General features: G+C 56.4%; 16 protein-coding genes and 1 pseudogene. 7 read left to right on the top strand and 10 right to left on the bottom strand.

The genetic code is table 11. The annotated features are described in order from the left end of the window. Nucleotides 1-71: 71 nt before the first annotated feature. The 3 genes from ACCC84_RS22580 to ACCC84_RS22570 are packed head-to-tail and all read right to left on the bottom strand — an operon-like array spanning nucleotide 72 to nucleotide 2897. Entirely contained in the window at nucleotides 72-1424 is a 1353-nt protein-coding gene (locus ACCC84_RS22580) for an ATP-binding protein (protein ID WP_233092428.1), read from the bottom strand. After that, on the bottom strand, nucleotides 1393-2067 hold the full coding sequence (locus ACCC84_RS22575) for a response regulator transcription factor (protein WP_233092429.1): 675 nt from the start codon (nucleotides 2065-2067) through the stop codon (nucleotides 1393-1395). The genes ACCC84_RS22580 and ACCC84_RS22575 overlap by 32 nt, the downstream gene beginning before the upstream one ends. Nucleotides 2068-2078: 11 nt before the next feature. Further along, nucleotides 2079-2897, bottom strand: a complete 819-nt coding sequence (locus tag ACCC84_RS22570; RefSeq protein WP_233092430.1) for a MipA/OmpV family protein — start codon at nucleotides 2895-2897, stop codon at nucleotides 2079-2081. A gap of 281 nt (nucleotides 2898-3178) precedes the next feature. Between ACCC84_RS22570 and ACCC84_RS22565 the strand changes: the two genes are divergently transcribed. Next, nucleotides 3179-3604, top strand: coding sequence for a cyclophilin-like fold protein (locus tag ACCC84_RS22565; protein ID WP_371902365.1), 426 nt, complete (start codon nucleotides 3179-3181; stop codon nucleotides 3602-3604). A gap of 17 nt (nucleotides 3605-3621) precedes the next feature. Here the strand turns inward: ACCC84_RS22565 and ACCC84_RS22560 are convergent, their stop codons facing one another. The 5 genes and pseudogenes from ACCC84_RS22560 to ACCC84_RS22540 all read right to left on the bottom strand — a co-directional run bounded on the left by ACCC84_RS22560 (nucleotide 3622) and on the right by ACCC84_RS22540 (nucleotide 9416). Further along, nucleotides 3622-4968 carry a c-type cytochrome gene (locus ACCC84_RS22560; RefSeq protein ID WP_233092431.1) on the bottom strand — a complete coding sequence of 449 codons (1347 nt, stop codon included), beginning with the start codon at nucleotides 4966-4968 and terminating at the stop codon, nucleotides 3622-3624. Between the two features lie 46 nt (nucleotides 4969-5014). Beyond that, a complete protein-coding gene (locus ACCC84_RS22555; protein ID WP_198773943.1) occupies nucleotides 5015-7282 on the bottom strand; it encodes a xanthine dehydrogenase family protein molybdopterin-binding subunit in 2268 nt (755 codons plus the stop codon). 158 nt (nucleotides 7283-7440) lie between these two features. After that, nucleotides 7441-7887, bottom strand: a pseudogene (locus tag ACCC84_RS22550) ((2Fe-2S)-binding protein); the annotation flags it as partial. A 667-nt stretch (nucleotides 7888-8554) separates the two neighbouring features. Beyond that, a complete protein-coding gene (locus tag ACCC84_RS22545; protein WP_004956086.1) occupies nucleotides 8555-9199 on the bottom strand; it encodes an FMN-binding negative transcriptional regulator in 645 nt (214 codons plus the stop codon). A 22-nt stretch (nucleotides 9200-9221) separates the two neighbouring features. After that, nucleotides 9222-9416, bottom strand: coding sequence for a rubredoxin (locus ACCC84_RS22540; protein ID WP_197718874.1), 195 nt, complete (start codon nucleotides 9414-9416; stop codon nucleotides 9222-9224). 98 nt (nucleotides 9417-9514) lie between these two features. On the opposite strand from ACCC84_RS22540, the gene pdxR reads away from it, so the two are divergent. The 6 genes from pdxR to ACCC84_RS22510 all read left to right on the top strand — a co-directional run bounded on the left by pdxR (nucleotide 9515) and on the right by ACCC84_RS22510 (nucleotide 14481). After that, complete coding sequence (pdxR, locus tag ACCC84_RS22535; protein ID WP_371902364.1) at nucleotides 9515-11002, top strand: MocR-like pyridoxine biosynthesis transcription factor PdxR; 1488 nt, start codon at nucleotides 9515-9517, stop codon at nucleotides 11000-11002. Between the two features lie 103 nt (nucleotides 11003-11105). Next, a complete protein-coding gene (locus ACCC84_RS22530; protein ID WP_273872471.1) occupies nucleotides 11106-11228 on the top strand; it encodes a hypothetical protein in 123 nt (40 codons plus the stop codon). Then, nucleotides 11192-12508, top strand: a complete 1317-nt coding sequence (locus ACCC84_RS22525; protein WP_371902363.1) for a sensor histidine kinase — start codon at nucleotides 11192-11194, stop codon at nucleotides 12506-12508. Before ACCC84_RS22530 ends, ACCC84_RS22525 begins: the two co-directional genes overlap by 37 nt. Further along, nucleotides 12508-13128, top strand: coding sequence for a response regulator transcription factor (locus ACCC84_RS22520; RefSeq protein ID WP_004956095.1), 621 nt, complete (start codon nucleotides 12508-12510; stop codon nucleotides 13126-13128). The genes ACCC84_RS22525 and ACCC84_RS22520 overlap by 1 nt, the downstream gene beginning before the upstream one ends. Before the next feature lie 137 nt (nucleotides 13129-13265). Further along, nucleotides 13266-13763 carry a GlcG/HbpS family heme-binding protein gene (locus tag ACCC84_RS22515; RefSeq protein ID WP_039991306.1) on the top strand — a complete coding sequence of 166 codons (498 nt, stop codon included), beginning with the start codon at nucleotides 13266-13268 and terminating at the stop codon, nucleotides 13761-13763. A gap of 34 nt (nucleotides 13764-13797) precedes the next feature. After that, the gene (locus ACCC84_RS22510; RefSeq protein ID WP_273872473.1) at nucleotides 13798-14481 is read left to right on the top strand and encodes an outer membrane protein; all 684 of its coding nucleotides are present in this window, start codon (nucleotides 13798-13800) and stop codon (nucleotides 14479-14481) included. A gap of 76 nt (nucleotides 14482-14557) precedes the next feature. Here the strand turns inward: ACCC84_RS22510 and ACCC84_RS22505 are convergent, their stop codons facing one another. Beyond that, a complete protein-coding gene (locus ACCC84_RS22505) occupies nucleotides 14558-16036 on the bottom strand; it encodes a SulP family inorganic anion transporter (RefSeq protein ID WP_004956103.1) in 1479 nt (492 codons plus the stop codon). After that, nucleotides 16014-16661: a carbonic anhydrase gene (locus ACCC84_RS22500; RefSeq protein ID WP_039991307.1), complete on the bottom strand. Its 648-nt coding sequence runs from the start codon at nucleotides 16659-16661 to the stop codon at nucleotides 16014-16016. Before ACCC84_RS22500 ends, ACCC84_RS22505 begins: the two co-directional genes overlap by 23 nt. Between the last annotated feature and the right edge of the window lie 667 nt (nucleotides 16662-17328).

Below are 17328 nucleotides of genomic sequence, written 5' to 3'. Positions count from 1 at the left end.
CTGTAGCGCATGATAGATTACGCGAGTTTAACGCCGAAAGCCCCTTCCCCCTCTACCACTTAATACGCTCATTACCTGATTACCGTCACCATCAGGCCAGGGTGGCTGTTGCGCGCCGACAGCGACCATTCATGCGCCAGCGCGATTTCCCGGCAAATGGCCAGCCCCAGCCCGGCTCCCACATCCCGCCGGTGCTCGCCTCGCCAAAAGCGTGAAAACATCACCGACAGCTGTTCTGGCTCTACGCCAGGCCCCCAGTCGCGCACGCTGATGCTGTCGGCGTTGATGTCGATCGCGATCTCCGTAGCGGCAGGTGCGTGTTGTATGGCGTTTTCGATCAGATTTTTCAGCAAGGTAAACAGCGCGCCGCGATCGGCTTGCCATATGATTTTTTCATGCATATCGCTGGCGATCAGCTTTACCTTGGCATCCTCGGCAATTTTTTGTAAAAAGAACAGCACATTACGCGCAACTTCACAGGCATCAACCGGTTGAAAACGGTAGCTGAGCGGCTCGCTGGCCTCGGCCAGCAACAGGATCTGTTGCACATGCCGCGCGAGGTGTGCCACATGCATCAGTAACGGCTCTCGAGGAACCAAATCGCCTTCCATGGTTTCAACTTCGGCCCGAATCAAAGTCAGGGGGGTTTTTAATTCATGCGCCGCTTTGGCCAGGAAATCCTGCTGCACCCGATAGCCGTTTTCAAGCCGCTCCAGCGCGTGATTAAAACTGCCGATCAGCGGAACGATTTCAGCGGCCACGCATTGGGTTGGCACGCGGTCACTGAGTGATTGCGGGGTGATCGCCGCCGCGGCACGCGAGGCCTGACGCAAGGGCCTGAGGGCATACTTCAGGCTCACATAGGCACAAAGCGTAAAAACAAAAAGCAGCACCACGCTGAACACCATGATACCGAGACGGATAAAAGGCAGGGCAAATTCCTGGTGCAGAAAACTGACGATGCGGGAACTGACCGTCAATTGCATAAACCAGGTTTTACCATGATGTTCAAAGGGTTCTGTCGCACCATCGTAGAAGACACCATGCGTTGTAAACTCAAAGCGACGCCGCTGCAGTTCGGCGATCGATGCCAGATGCGGCCAGTTTCTGACGCCGGGCGACATCAGCACCACCTTGCCGCGAGCATCCATGACTCGAAACGCGGTTTCCTCGCTCAGGCTATCGTACAACCAGTGTGGGTGCTCCGCATCGCCGCTAAAACCGACCGGGTTGCCGCTGCCGTCGTACTCCAGCTTTTGTGCCAGATGCAGGGTACGTTCCGACAGGTTCATTCCCGGCAAACGGTCTTTGACGATTGCGCCAAACAGCAGCAGAAAACCGATGCTCAGCAGAATACCGCCGACCAGGGTCAGCAAAATCCTCAGCGATAGGCTATTGATCCACAGCGTTTTTTCTAAGCGCATAGCCATGCCCCCTGACATTGACGATCTGTAGGCTAGAGCCGACGGCAGTGAGCTTGCGCCGTAAACGATGTAACGCCACATCCAGCGCATTGGGAGTAATGGCTACGCTTAATCCCCATCCCGCCGCTTCCATAGCGCTGCGGCGCAGCACCTCACCCTGACGGTGGATCAGAGCCGACATGATTTGCATCTCGGCTGGCGCCAGCGTAATACTTTTATCACCGCATTGCATCGCGCCGGCTTCCAGCGACAACACCACATCCTGGTAGCCGGGCTGAAGCGGCTGACGGGTCGCCGGGCGACGCAGCAGCGCCCGCACGCGCGCCACCAGCTCCGCCATCGCAAAAGGCTTCGGCAGGTAGTCATCCGCCCCCGCTTCCAACCCTTCAACGCGATCGTGCAAGGCATCTCTGGCGGTAAGAATCAGACAGGGAACCGGTGAACTGGCCTGACGCAGGCGCCGCAGCAGCGACAATCCATCACCGTCGGGTAATCCACGATCAATAATCAATCCCTGGTAGGCTATTTGCCGGGTTGCGCTCCACGCCTGTTCGCTACGTTCTACCTGGTCGGTGGCAATCCCCGCAGCGGCCAACCCCTTGCCGATCAACTTCGCAAGTTGCTGATGATCTTCGACTAACAATATTCTGCTCATTAGAAGTAGTAGGCATATCCCAGGAAAAAGCGGTTTTCAGTGGTTCGCTCCGTTATCGGGCTATCGCCAATCTCTGTCGACAGACGCGTCGCCTGGACGTCGAACATAACGGCATGGTGCGGGTTAAACGCGTAAATCGCTCGCATGCCGATTTCAACGTCAATCCCCGCCTCGCCCTGATAAGCAGGGCGCCCGGCGCGCGCTTCCTCCGCACGTATGCCGTAATAATAATCAGTGTATTTATCATCGTGCCAGGTTAGGCCGAAACGTGGAGTGAGGGTAACGCTGTCGCCGATGCGCCAGGATCTGTCAGCCGCCAGGGCAATCTGCTGCCCTTTGCTATTCCCCGAAACGTCATGCGTCCAGTCGGCATGCAGGTTCACCAACGCGGTCTGCCATTCGATCCGCACGCCGCCCCATAGCCCCCCTTTGCGCTCTGCCATTCCGTCAAGCACCGGTGAATCATCTGCGTGATACCCTGCCCCGTCATAGCGTCCAATTAGACCGAAATTAAGCCGCTGAGTTTCACTCAACGCCAAGCCGGGCAGTTTGAGCTCCAGGCCGGTGCCGAAGAAATGGAAATAGCGGTTATCCACGTGGAGTAATGGCATCACGCTGGTGTCACGATCGATAGATTTATAGGCTTTTTGACTACTGACGACGCCAACGCCCAATCCCCAGACGCTTTCCTGCTCGACGGTGGCCGGTTGCGCCAAAGTGGAAAAAGACCAACATAACAATAGGGAACAAGCCGTGGCCGTAGCGTGAGGTGGGATAGGGGTACGGCTGCCGAACAACGGGCGATAAAGAGCATTCATGGCGGTCCTCCAGGATGATGAATGCGTCCATCATCAGGAGGTTTTTCTTACTGGTTGCTTACTGAACCCAGCCAACGGCAAAAAAGAGTCATAACCATCTTCAATGCAGCCGCGATTATTTATAAATTCTACTCATCACTATATTCAGCTGATGGCTATTAAAAAATAAAACGCGCTCTGTTAAAACTGAGCACGTATTATTCTGGCCTTGATCGGGGGTAAATAGCGGAATGTTCTGCCTGGCCGGTCAGGCGTCGCTCGGGCGTTAGCCAGAGCAAAGTATGTCGAACACCACCCACCATCAGGATACGCCGATGAAATTGAATATTATCATTGATGGCTATGCCCGTACGGCCACGCTTAATCACAGCCAGGCCAGTAAAGATTTTGTCGCCTTGCTGCCGCTCACGCTGACCTTGCAGGACTATGCCGCAACGGAAAAAATCAGCGTTCTGCCCTCTCGCCTGACCGTCTCGGACTCCCCAGCCGGCACCGCCGCACGGAACATTTTATGCCCCGTGGGGAAATCTGGCGCTGTTTTATCAAGATCATGGTTACGCCTCCGGGCTGGTAAAAACTCGGTCAGTTTGACGAACCCGGCGCCGTTCCCAGCCAACAAAAATCCTGCACGGCAAGGTTCGAACTCGCCCAGTAATTCAGAGGCTCTCACCAGGCAATCGACGCGCTTTGCATGGATGCAAAAGTAACCTCTCCACAATTATCGTCAACGCATCTGCAGAATGATAACGTTGCTGCTGGCCGGATCCGTACGTTCACGCAGTTGCTTGACCTCGGCTTCCTGCACCGCGCCACCGTGGTTACCCCACGACGTCCTGACAAACGACAATACCTCGGCAATCTCCCGATCTGAGAGCTGATTGCGGAACGGCGGCATGCGATAGGCATCAGGTACCCCATTGGCAACAATCCGCATCGAACCGTTCAGCGTAATGTTGATAGAGGACGCATTTTCCTTGGCGAGCGAAGAAGCCGAGCCGGCAAGCGGCGGGATCCATTGTCCCTGACCACGCCCATCCTGGCCATGGCAGGCACTGCATTTCGCCGCGAAGGTTTGCGCCCCCGGCACCTTCAACCTCTGCGCTGGCGACAGCCTGTTGTGAGCGCTGGCATCATACTGCCAAGGCTCACCGTCACGCTCTGCATCACCCGGCAGCGATTTGAGGTAGTGCGCGACCGCCTTGAGGTCATAGTCCGTCATAAACTGCGTCGAATTGTTGAAAGCCTCGGTCATCGAACCGAATACCACGGCATGCTTGTTGCGACCGGTTTTAAGCAGTTGCACGATCTCCTCCTCGCTCCAGCGGCCGAGTCCGGTATTGTGATCGCCGCGCAGACTTGGCGCATACCAGCCATCCAATAGCGCCCCGGAAAGGTAGAGCGGACTGCGTTCGGTCAGCGCTTTCTCATTCATCGCGACACTGCGCGGCGTGTGACAACTGCCACAGTGACCGGCACCTTGAACGATATAGGCGCCGCGATTCCACAATGCTTCCTCTTCGCCGGTATTGGTAAGGTTTTTCGCCTGGTAAGGCTCCGATTCGGTGAACAGGGCATTCCACAATGCCAACGGCCAGCGCATATTTAACGGCCAGGGGATCTCGCTGGGTCTGTTCTGCTCACTGACCGGAGAAACGCCATGCAGGAAGAAGGCATACAGCGCCTGTACGTCTTCGTCGCTGAGCTTGGCATAAGAAGGATATGGCATCGCGGGATAGAGCCGGTGGCCATCGGCGGCAACGCCCTGTCGTAATGCCCGGTCAAAGTCCGCCAGACGGTAGCTGCCGATGCCGGTTTGCTTGTCAGGCGTAATGTTGGTGGCAAAGATTGACCCCATCGGGGTCGCCATTTCAAGGCCGCCGGCAAACGGCTTACTGTCCGGTGTGCTATGACATGCCACACAATCGCTGAGTCGAGCGACATACTCACCACGCTGGATCAACTCAGCCGTCGGCGTCGATATGGCGGTTGCCTCGTCAAAGGGGGATGCCGGCGTGCGTGTGACAAACCACGCTATAGCCAGCGCCGCGACCACACCGATGAGCAATAGCATGAGCAGGGCCTTTTTCAATCTGGATCGCCTCATTTGTCGCTCTCCCTCATAACGTTTTCTCGCTATCGAAATGGTAATGCGAGAGTGGCATGCTGCGAATACGCTGCCCCGTCAAGCGGGAAACGGCATTCGCCACCGCCGGGGGAACCGCCGGCAAGGGCGGCTCGCCAATGCCGCCCATCTTTGCCCCGCTCTCGATAATACGCACATGCACGCGAGCCATGCGATGAGCTGGCAGGATCGGATACAGGTCGTAATTTCGCCCCACCGGCATACCGTTTTTATAAACCGCCTCTTCAAGCAGTACCTGCGAAAGCCCCAATGCGACGGCACCGTTTACCTGTGCTTCCACCAGTGCCGGATTGACGATGCTACCGGGATCGATTGCCTGCCAGATGTCATGGACCTTGACCTGACCATGCTCAATAGAGACTTCGGCAATCACCGCAACTTCGGTGCCAAATGGCGAGGCCATCGCGATACCTCGAGCACGACGAGATCCATCTTCTGCCGTGAAGGGGCCTCTTTTCCAACCGCCAGATAGCGCCTCAACGGCCTGCAACAGGTTGCTCAGGCGCGAGTTTCCCTTCAGCAGATGCATCCTCAGTGCAAAAGGATCCTGCCCCCCTTTATCCGCCAGCTCATCAAGAAACGTCTCATATAAAAAGTCGTTCATTGAGTTACCAACCGAACGCCAGTAACCCAGCATCACCGGGTTTTTCACATACAACTGGGCCACGCGTTTATTCGGTATCGCATAAGCCTTGCCAGACAAGCCTTCAAGCGCCGTGGGATCCAGGGCGTCCCCCTGTTTGTTGGCCACCCCTTCGGTGGGGCCTTCGGTGGCACTGATCGCTTCCAGTGCGACAGGCAAACCCTGCTCATCAAGGCCGCCACGAAACCGAACCGCCGCCATTGGACGCAGTACATCACGCAGAAACTCTTCTTCACGACTCCAGATCAGTTTTACCGGCTTTCCGACCGCTTTAGCCAACTGAATGGCCTGCGGGTACGGCGTAGCCGTGGGGTACAGAAAGTGACGGCCAAAGAAGCCGCCGAGCAATGGCGAGTGGATATGGATCTGTTCCAGACCAAGCCCGGTTATTTTTGCGACGTCAGCCTGGAACATTCCCGGCGCCTGATTAGGCAGCCACAGATCCAATGAGCCATCGGGATTGAAGCGCGCCAGTGTAGAAGGCGGTTCCAACTGGGCGTGATTGAGGTACTGGCTGCGGTAAGTTGCACTGACCACCTGATGCGCATTGGTCAGCGCTTGATGTATATCCCCTTCGGTCTCCGCGTCCTGGCCCGCGCCGGTCTCATTCGCCAGACGGTCATTAAAGGCCGCGCTAGAAAAATCGGCCGGCATATAGCGCACCGAGGTTTCGGCTCCCGGATCGTTCCAGTCTACCTGTAAGGATTCGGCCGCACGTTTAGCTGTCCACCATCGTTGCGCCACCACCGCCACCGCCCCTTCCAGACGATGTACCGAATGTACCCCCTTCATGCTGGTGACCTGCTGTTCGTTGCGAATGCTGCCAACGGTCAGACCAAGTCGTGGCGCATGCTGCACCGCCGCGTGCAACATGCCCTCAACCTGAACATCAATGGTGTAAATTGCCTTGCCGGTCGATTTATCGTAACCGTCCAGACGTGGTACCGGTTTCCCTATCCAGCGGAACTGGCTCGGCTCCTTGAGCGTCACGCTGGCAGCATCTGGCACCGGCAGTTCCATTGCCCGCGGCGCGAGTTGCCCATAGCGCAGAGACCGGCCGGAAGCCTGATGAATGACCCTCCCAGGTTCGGTCGTCAGGGTATCCAGCGGCACGCCGAGCTGGCTGGCTGCCGCTTGCAGCAACATATGGCGCGCCAGGGCGCCCAGTCGACGCATGGTCGAATAGCTCATACGTACCGACATGCTGCCACCGGTAATACGCAGGCCGTTTTCCATGACCGTGTACTCGGCGTCTGGCGGGGCGTTTTCAACAATAAAGCTCATCGGTTCGGCGTCGAGCTCTTCACCCACGATTTGCGCCATTCCGGTAAAGATCCCCTGGCCCCCCTCAATAAAGGGACTTTGTAAACGAATGGTATTGTCAGGGCGAATTTCCAAAAATGCCGGAACGCGAGTGCCCGGCGCAGCATGGTTGCCCGGCGTTTGAGCGCGAACTTGGCGCACCGGCAGCCCAAAACCGAGCACCAGCGCGCCGGCCATGGTCCCCGCCGCGCCCAACAGAAAACGGCGTCTGGAAATATTCACCGGCTCGCCCGTCGGGAAGGCCTCGCGGTCATGGCTATCGCTCACTTTTGTCATACCCCGCTCTCCTCATCGTTCGCGCACACGGACTGTGGTTGTCGGTGGAACACATCATTCCCCGCCAACGCCAGCGCACTGGTCGCGACAGCCGCGCCGCTATGCGTCGGCGTCCATGTCTGTTCCGCCCCCTTGCCAACGGCGCTGTCTGGTGTCGTTACCGCAGTTGCTGCCTCATGCACCGCTGCGTTGATGGCGTTATAAGTACCGCAGCGGCACAGGTTGATCATCGCTGCCGCAATTTGCTCATCCGAAGGGTGCGGGGTCTGTTTAAGCAACGCGGCCGCCGCCATCACCTGCCCGGATTGGCAGTAGCCGCACTGGGGAACCTGGTGACTGATCCAGGCCTGAACCAGCCGTTTGCCCACCTCGTCGGTCTCTATCGCCTCGATAGTGGTAATAGCACGACCCGCTACGCCCTCAATTGGCGTTACGCAGGAACGTACCGCGACGCCATCAACCAACACGGTACAGGCACCGCACTGCGCCAGCCCACAACCGTATTTTGTGCCGGTGAGGCCAAGATCGTCGCGGATCACCCACAACAGCGGCGTATCCGCCTCGGCATCTACCTCATAACTCGTTTCATTAATCTGAAGTTTCATTACTGTCCCCTGCCTGAGGCGGTCGGTTTTACTTATTAATGAGAATTTATTGCCCGTTGGCCGTGCAATCGACGGGTGGCAGTTCTCCCCTACCGATGACGAGAATCCAGCCCAATGTTGCCGTGATAGGCATAGTGCAAAGCTCGACCCACCTGCGGTCGCAACGGGCAGCAGGCAGGAAGCCGCGAGCTTTTTTGTCAAACGCGTTAATGCGGGCGGTAAATTTTCCGCCGAGGGTGGCAAGAGGCTGCATCGCCCCGGAAGACCACATCACTTGAGTGAGTATAGACGCGGGAATACACCCCGTTGCCCGAAGCGCATGTAGTGCTAAATCCCCTAGCGCGGGGGCAACGCCGCCTGAGCCTCATCGGGCTGGCTGTCGATTTGCGTGCTGGCTAGGCGAGGTTCTCGCTGTCGTTATTGATGTGCTTAATCATCGCTCAGCCAGGCCCCGGCGACTAGTTTATGAATACTTATAATGTTTATAAGTCTGGCTAATCAATAATCGTCGTCGGAGAGCGGCAGAACGTTACAATTCCAACGAGGATTGGGGGTTGTGACCGATAAATTGGCTGGGGGATCCATGCCGGCGTCGATTCGGCATGAAACCGGCTAGCGCCATAGCCTAGCTTGCCTGGCGCGGCGTGGCGTGGCGTTCGCCTCAGCCTTACGCCGATTTCTTTTTATCTGCCGCCACCGCCAGCATCGCGTCCCCGATCGGATGCTCGCCCCGCGCTTTCAATGCGCTGCCAGCCCCGTCAATATCCCGGATTTCCTTGTTCTGGCTCAGTTTGAATTTCCCCACCAGTTGGGTTATTTCAATTTCTATGCCGACGATCGCCGTCAGCATCGCGTCAATGTAGTCTTTTGGCCCATCGGCCATTTTCCAGGGCTCGGCCTGAAAGGCTTCGTGCTTGCGGGTCAGGCGTGCCACCAGCCCGCGCACATAACGCAAGTCATCATGAAGCGTCACCCGCCCGACCGCATGGACCACCCGGTAATTCCAACTGGGCACCTGTTTATGGGTCTCATGCTTGCTGGGAAGCCATTGCGGGGAAATGTAGGCATCGTCAGCCCGGAATACCACCAGCACTTCCTGGCCATTACTCAACGCCTGCCACAACGGATTTTTGCGGGCGATATGGCAATGCAGCACGCCAAATTCACCGTCTGCGGCGTTTAATTCAAAAGGAATATGATTGGCATCGAGACTGTTATCGCTGTTGGTAATTAAAATACCCAATGGGTTTTGTTCAATTAATTGATGCAACAGCGCAACGCGGGTTTCTGCAAAATGCTCGGGTAAATACATTGCCGATCCTCCTAAAGGAAAATTAAATTTCAACCATGGCAAATTCTGCCTTGCCGGCCCCGCAATCGGGGCATACCCATGCCTCCGGCACCTCTGCCCAGCGCGTGCCGGGGGCGATGCCATCTGTCGGCCAGCCGTCATTTTCGTGATACTCCAAGCCACACAGCGCACATCGCCAGCTTTTCAATACTGTCGTTTCCAAACTACGGTTATTCATCACGTCTCCAGCCGCATTAATCATCGGTAGTGCTATTTTTCGTCCAATGCGGTGTATTATGAAGGTCCAGTTTGCGCTTGTTTTAATGGACCAGAATTATGGCGAGAAAAGCAAAAGTGATGGATATTCCGTCGATTGGACTGTTGGACAGAACGCAGGGCAACCTGGTCCGTCAGCTGACTCAGACCTTGCGGAATGCGGTACAACGTGGAGATTTGCAACCGGGAGAGCTGCTGCCGTCATCACGTTCGCTGGCCAGATCGTTGGGCATCGCCAGAGGTACTGTCATCGACGCTTTTGAACAATTGCAGGCCGAGGGGGTGCTGGAAACCAAACCGGCGTCGGGGACCTGCGTTTCTTCGTCACTGACGCATCAGACCACAACCGCTCCCCAGCAGGTTGTTACCGACGCTGGGCAGACGCTCGCTCCCACTGCCCGAGCTGCCGCGTTTGCCAAACTCTATGACCAGTTCTTGCCGTTGCCTGCCGTGCCTTTCGCGGTTTCCGTACCGCAAGGGTTGGCACTGCCGGATGAGAGCTGGCGCAAACTGGGCAATCGGATCCGCGCTCGCGGCCCCGGATCGCCATCAGGCTATGACGATCCACGCGGTGCGCAGGTATTGCGAGAAGCGATAGCCGAATACGTCAGGCGATCGCGCTCGGTACGCTGTGAACCACAGCAGGTGATTATCACCAGCGGCATTCAGCAGGCCCTTTACCTGTGCTGTCAGCTTTTGCTGGAAAACGGCGATCGGGTGTGGGTGGAGGATCCCGCCTATCGCGGCATCACGGCGATCCTGGAAAATGCCGCCAACGCGGCCACGATGGTCCGCGTGCCGGTCGATGCCGAAGGGATCCAGGTCGACGTCGGCATCGCGCAGGCAGCCAATGCCCGCGCGGCGTTTGTCACACCGTCGCATCAATACCCACTAGGGATGCCGATGAGCATGGCCCGCCGCAATGCCCTGCTGGCCTGGGCAAAAAGCGAACATGCCTGGATTGTTGAAGATGACTACGACAGCGAGCTGCGCTACGCCGGCCATCCGTTCCCCTCACTGCAGGGGCTGGATCCGTCCCGCGTCATTTATCTCGGCACCTTCAGCAAAATTCTGTTTCCCTCGTTGCGTCTGGGATATGCCATCGTGCCCCCCGGCTTGGAACGCGCGTTTTGCGGCGCTCGCATCCTGATGGATCGCCATCCTCCCAGCGCCGATCAGCATGTGCTTGCGGCATTTATTCAGGAAGGGCATCTGGAGCGCCATATTCGCCGGATTCGCAGCGTCTACGCGGAACGGCGCGCCCAGTTGGTCACGCTGCTTGAGCATCATATTCCCGCCTCGTTGGGCTGGTTACAGCCGAGTGACCAGGGCATGCACCTGGTGCTGTGGCTGGCGAGGCACATTGACGATCGCCAGTTGGCCGCCAGCGCGTTGGCGGCAGGTGTCGCAGTCAGGCCGGTTTCCTCGACCTTTACCCTCGGGCGGAGCCGGCCGGGACTGATTCTGGGGCTGGGGGATTTTGACGCCGAGGCGACGCTGGCAGCGGTGCGCACCCTGGCGACGCTGATTATCGCTGCACCCGGTTGAACACTCTGCGTCATCAGTAACCGGACATGGGTTGGTACAGTGTTCAACTGCACAATATGGCGGTTAAAAAGTCGTAGAGATGACAACAACATGATATCTGTGCATGATGGATACCCGCGTATTGCTGGCGGTGTTGCCCGGCGATGCGCTCAACGTCAAGCTGCCGTCAGGCAACCAAATGGATGAAGCATGGTTAAGATCGTCAGTTGGCTATTGCTCACGCTGATTTCCAGCGCTGGACTGGCCACCTATTTTCTCCAGCAGCAGTATGAAGAGAAAAGCGCCGATTTCCGCATTCTTTACCGTGAGATCACCGTCAAGCTGTCCCAGCATGACGCGATTATCCCGCTATTGCCGGAAAATCAGGACGCGCAGGAGGTACAGAAAATCCTGCCGCAAATCGTTCGCTGGCGGCAACACACCAACCTCGAACCGCGTCGGCCGATCGTGTTGGAAGGACGGGGGCGCTACTGGCTCAACTTCGCTCAACTGTCGTTACTGATCGATCTAAAAACACTGCTCAATACCTTGCCGGAAACCAAGCCGTTCAAACACCTCACCCTACGCTGGAATAACGAGCCCCTGTTTGAACAGGGTGAAGCGGGTTCGCACTATTGGCGCTGGGACAAGACCATCTCCAGCCCGTCACAGCCGTTTGTACTGGCGGTCGGCGACGATCCACACTGGGCCGTACTCCCTTGGCTAACCATTCTGGCTCCCGCTCCCTGCTGGGCCCTGCTGCTTTACCTGATAAGCCAATATCAAATAAACAAGCGCCGGCGCGATATTGCCGACCTGCGCGCGCACTATTCCGAACTGACCCGGCTGAATACCATGGGAGAGCTGGCGGCTGGCATTGTGCATGAGTTGAATCAGCCGCTGACGGCGATCCTCAGCTATAACCAAACCGCAATCCGCCTGATGAAACAGGATCAAGGCTCGCAGGTACCGGCATTGCTGGATGCCGCCGTGGTGCAAATCAAACGTATCGATACCTTGCTGCGTCAGTTTCGTCAAAGGCTGGACAGTGAGCAGACAGACTACCAGCCGGTTGACTTGCGTTCGCTGTGGTCACGAATCATCACCCTACTGGACAATGAACTTCACAGCCAGAAAGTGCGAGTGAGCAGTCATATCCCTGATAATTTACCACCGCTGTTTGCCCCGCCGTTATGGATAGAGCAGATCCTGCATAACATTGTCAGTAACGCGATCCAGGCACAGTGCGAGAACGCGCCCGGTAGCGCCTGGATCACCCTGCATGCCACCAGCGATGACGTCGGCATGACGTTGACCCTGGCAGACGGTGGGCCAGGGCTGACGCCACAGGCACTACAGCAGGTCTTTATGCCGTTCTTCACCACCCGCGCCCATGGCATTGGCCTGGGCATGGCGTTGGCGGATACGCTGGTACAGCGGCTCAACGGCAAAATCGAGGTCGCAAACGTGGCGGGACAGGGTGCCCGTTTCACGCTGTGGTTTCCGCTGACAACCCAGGTGGAATAATGGAACAACGCATTTATCTCATCGATGACGATCAGGCCATTCGCAGCTCATTAAGCCTGCTGCTGGCTACCGTCGGCTGGCAAACCGACGCTTACGGCAGCGCCCAGCTGTTTCAGCAAGCGGCCGATGACCTATCCGCGCTGGCCGGCTGCATGCTGCTGGATATCCGCATGCCGGGCAAAACCGGGCTGACGCTGCTGGATGAATGGCGGCAGCAGGGATTAACCATCCCGGTGATCATCATGACCGGCCATGCGAATATCGATCTATGCCGTCGCGCCTTCAAGAATGGCGCGTTTGAATTTCTCACCAAACCGATTGACGCCGATCTGTTGTTCGAAGCGATCGGCGCCGCCATGGAACAGCAGAAAACCGGCCATGAACAACAGAAAAAACGACTGCTGCTGCAAGCCAGGCTCGCCACACTCACCGCTCGCGAAAATGCTATTTTTGAAATCATCATGAAAGGATATTCGAACAAGGAGATTGCCCGTCAGTTCTCTCTGTCGCCACGCACCGTTGAAGCGCACCGCGCCAATATTTTTGCCAAACTCGAGGTTAATTCCCTGCCGAAACTGTTAAATACCTATGGCGAGATAACGCTGCTCAAAAATGATTAATCACCCGCGCCCACTGCCCTTGCGCATCGATGCTAGGTAAAAATACCTAGATAGTTAGGTATTCACATCAATAGTCTGCTTGCTCCCCGCCTTTTATTATTCCGTCATCAACGGTGTAAACCATGGAGCAAACTACGATGAAACACATTATTTTAAGCACGATCGCCCTCGGCAGCGTCATTTCCTTTAGCAGTGCGGCAGCCGGCATTCTCAATGAAAAAAACCTGTCACTCGAACTGGCCGATAAATTGGCCCAGCGTGCCATACAATCCTGCAGCGCCGACCGCTACAACGTGGCGGTTACCGTTGTCGATCGCGCCGGCACCCCGCTGGTAATCAAACGCATGGATAACGCCGGCCCACACACGGTTGAAGCCAGCCGCATGAAGGCCTTCACCGCCCTGACCACTAAAAACGCCACCGACGACGTGATGAAAAGCGCCCAGGCCAATGCCGGCGCGGCAAATCTGCGCGACATTCCCGGCTTCCTGCTGCTGGCCGGCGGCGTGCCGGTAAAAGTTGGCGAACAGACCATTGGCGCCATTGGCATTGGCGGCGCACCTGGCGGTCATCTGGATCAAAAATGTGCGCTTGACGCGCTGAAAGGCAGTCAGGCCGAACTCAGCGCCGGTTGATAGCGGCCACACAGCATTTTCCGGGAGGGAATCCATGACCATCAAACCCATGTTTGTCATTTTGCCACTGATGCTGACCTCAGGCGCCACACTGGCCAACGAGAGTGCGGAAGGCTATTACGGTTCAGCGAAATACCTGCAGGTTGAACAACGCGCCAAAGACCAGGACACCAGTAGTCGTCCGGGCGTGGGGCAGTTCGTCGGCGGCAAAGAGAAAGAACATCTGGGCGGCGCGGCCATTGCGCTGGGCTACCAGTATGGCAATGGCTGGCGAACCGAAGGGGAATACACCTTCAAGCAAAAAACGGAATACACCAGCGGATCCAGCACCTTTGCCAGTAGCTACAACCACCTGCAGACTCACGTCGAACGCTTGATGTTGAACGTCTACCGCGACTATGCGTTAGGTTATGGCTTTTCTGTTTTCGCCACCGCCGGGGTTGGGATCAGCAAAATCAAGGCTGGTGGTTGGCAGGGAGTCCCTTCCCGTGAATATGACTCGACCAGCCAAAACAACTTTACCTACGCTATCGGCGGCGGCGTCAGCTATGCGCCCATCGAACGACTCAGCGTTGACTTAGGCTACCGTTACGTCGATATGGGGAAAATAGAAAGTGGCTACAACAGATTCGCTAATGCCCGTGGCCTGAAAGATGAACAAATGAAGGCCCATCTGGTATCCAACGAATTTACCCTGGGCGTGCGTTATCTGTTCTAAGCGTAACGCGCAAATTTCTGGCCAACCCGATACTGTCAAATAGCCCCCATCCGCCTGCGCGTATGGGGGCTATTGGCTATATCTGGACCGGCCAGCGGTTTAAGGTAATCCCCCGGGTCGCCGCACTGGCGCCGAAGTCAGCCAGCATGGCGCGAACGTCCGGATCGATGTATTCGGCATTGTCATGCTCGGCAATCACTACGCAGTTGTCCGGGATCTGCGCCAACAACAGCTGTAAACGTGGATTATGCAGGAAAGTCAGGTTCTGGTGAAAACGCACCACGTAATGGTCGTCATAACGCGTCAGTTGCAACGCATTGTGGTGACTCTTATAGGTGCTGCACAGCAGCTGCGCCATCAGCCCCACCGCGATCCCCGCCAGCATGCCAAATACGATAATACCGCCGACGGTAACGATAAACGGTACGAACTGCGGTAATCCCATTCGCCACTGGGTAACGAAAAGTGCCGGTGAAGCCAGCTTATAGCCGGTATACAACAGTACCGCCGCCAGGCTGGCCAATGGAATGGTGTTCAACAGATCGCTGAAGAACAGCCCACACAGCAGCAGCAGCACACCATGCAGCAGAATCGACACCTTACTGCGCGCGCCGGCGTTGACGTTCACCGAGCTGCGTACAATAACCGCAGTAATCGGTAAACCACCAAGAAAACCGCTCAACATATTACCCACGCCCTGCGCACGCATTTCTTTGTCCGGCGATGGAACCGGCGTTTGCGATTTCAATTTCTTCAGCGCTTCCTGACTGAGCAGCGTTTCCAGGCTTGCCACCAACGCCAGGGTCACGGCAATCAGATATACCGACGGATTACGCCATGCGCCTTGCCAATCAGGGCGGCTCAACTGCGCGCCCAGCTCATCGACGCTGTCAAACTGGGGCAATGCAATGCGCGGCATGCTGCCCATGCCTTCCGGCAACAGGCGATCGCCAAAAATGACCGCCAGACTGCCCCACAGAACAGCCACCAGCGGGCCGGGCACATAGCTCATCATTTTGATACGCTTAATCGGCGCCGTGGTCCACAGCCACATGATAAACAAGGCGACCAACGCCACCAATGCCGATGCTGGCGACAAGAGATCCGTGCCTGCCGACAGTATCGCGCTCAGGCTTTCTTCTCCCTGATAGCCCAGAGCCACCGGCACTTGCTGCATAATCAGCAAAATACCGATTGCCGCCAGCATGCCCTGGATCACCGTTCCCGGCACCAGCGAAATCCAGCGCCCGGCACGCAACAGACCAAAAATCAGCTGTAACGCGCCGGCCATGATCAACGCCACCAACAGCAAGGAAAACGAGCCGAGGGTTTCCATCGCGCCGACCACAATGGTGACCAGGCCGGCAGCCGGGCCGCTGACCGCATAGCGCGACGGGCTGAGCATCGTCACCACAATACCGCCAATCACCCCGGTCAGCAGGCCAACAAACGGTGGCAGCCCACTGGCCTGCGCAATGCCCAGACTCAGCGGCAGCGCCACCAGAAAGACCACCACCCCGGCGGGAATGTCATTACGCAGAGTGCTTAAGTTCATGGCGCGCCTCCATACTGTCCTGATGAACCAATTCCTTCAAATGACCGTCTTGCAAATCATAAACACAACCGAAAACGTCCAACGTCTTGCCCTGTTCCCACGCCTGTCGTACCGGTTGGCTGGCGATCAGATGGCCAACTTGCGTGACCACATGGGCTTCAATCAGACGATTCAACCGCGCCGTCTCATCGTCCTCTGCCTGCTGATAATGCTGCAGTTCGTTGGCCAGCGAGCGTCGTAAATGCACCAGCCGACGCGCCAGCGCGCTGTCTTCCTGCGACAACGGCATATTCGGCAGATTCACCGCCGCCTGCACGCCGCCGCAGCCGTAATGGCCGCACAGCACGATGGCGGAAACGTGTAGATAGTCCAACGCGTATTGCAATACGCTCATCAGACTATCGTCATCCTCCAAAACCATATTGGCGATATTACGATGAACGAAAAGTTCGCCGGGGTGAGCGCCGGTCAGCACTTCCGCGGGTACACGGCTGTCAGAGCAGCCAATCCATAACGCCTGCGGCTGCTGGCCGGCAACGTGCTTGCGAAAGTAATGAGGGTTACGCTGACGCTGCTGTAGCGCCCAGCTTCGGTTTCTGGCTAAAAGGGGTTTGAGTATCGTCACAACGTGCTTCTCTCTGTTGGGGGACAAACAGGTTTATACCTACCCGCCCAGGGCCAATAACATTAGTAAAACTGATGATGTTGATGAAGGCTTGAAGCTGATACACGGTTTCTTCACCCCGTGCAGGATCGCTCCTGCACCAGGAAAGTCCTTTATTAAAAATAGAGGCGATAGCCATTAAGGCAAGTAAAAAAATGCGGGAACTTTTATCAACTCGATGGAATACAGTTGATTTAAAAGGAAAATAAAATGATACGCAAGTATTAAAAAAGTAAAGTAATCGCTCACTGAAGAAACTTTACACTGCAGATTTTCCGCTAGTGAATTATGCTGTCAAACCTTCTCTCGATAGCGGATATTGAAATAATTAACAGAGATTAATATTAAGTTTGCCTTTCTGTTTTAACATCATCAGGCAGAAGTTCCTTTGTATAGAAATGTGTGACGCCGATCTCTGCGGGGATCCCCTGCCAGACCAGGGGGAAACTGGCGCAGTCAACGGAGGATGATAAGCCAGCCTGTACTTTCATCTTGGACAGCAGCAGGATGGTACGGTGATAGGGTAAACATCAGGAGCAGCCATTTCGGCCATTTCGGCCATTTCGGCCATTTCGGCCATTTCGGCCATTTCGGCCATTTCGGCCATTTCGGCCATTTCGGCCATTTC

It is taken from the genome of Serratia odorifera, assembly GCF_041448735.1.
Lineage (GTDB): Bacteria > Pseudomonadota > Gammaproteobacteria > Enterobacterales > Enterobacteriaceae > Serratia_F > Serratia_F odorifera.
Note: the sequence above shows the minus strand (reverse complement) of the source record. Positions and strands in the feature narration are given on the sequence as shown.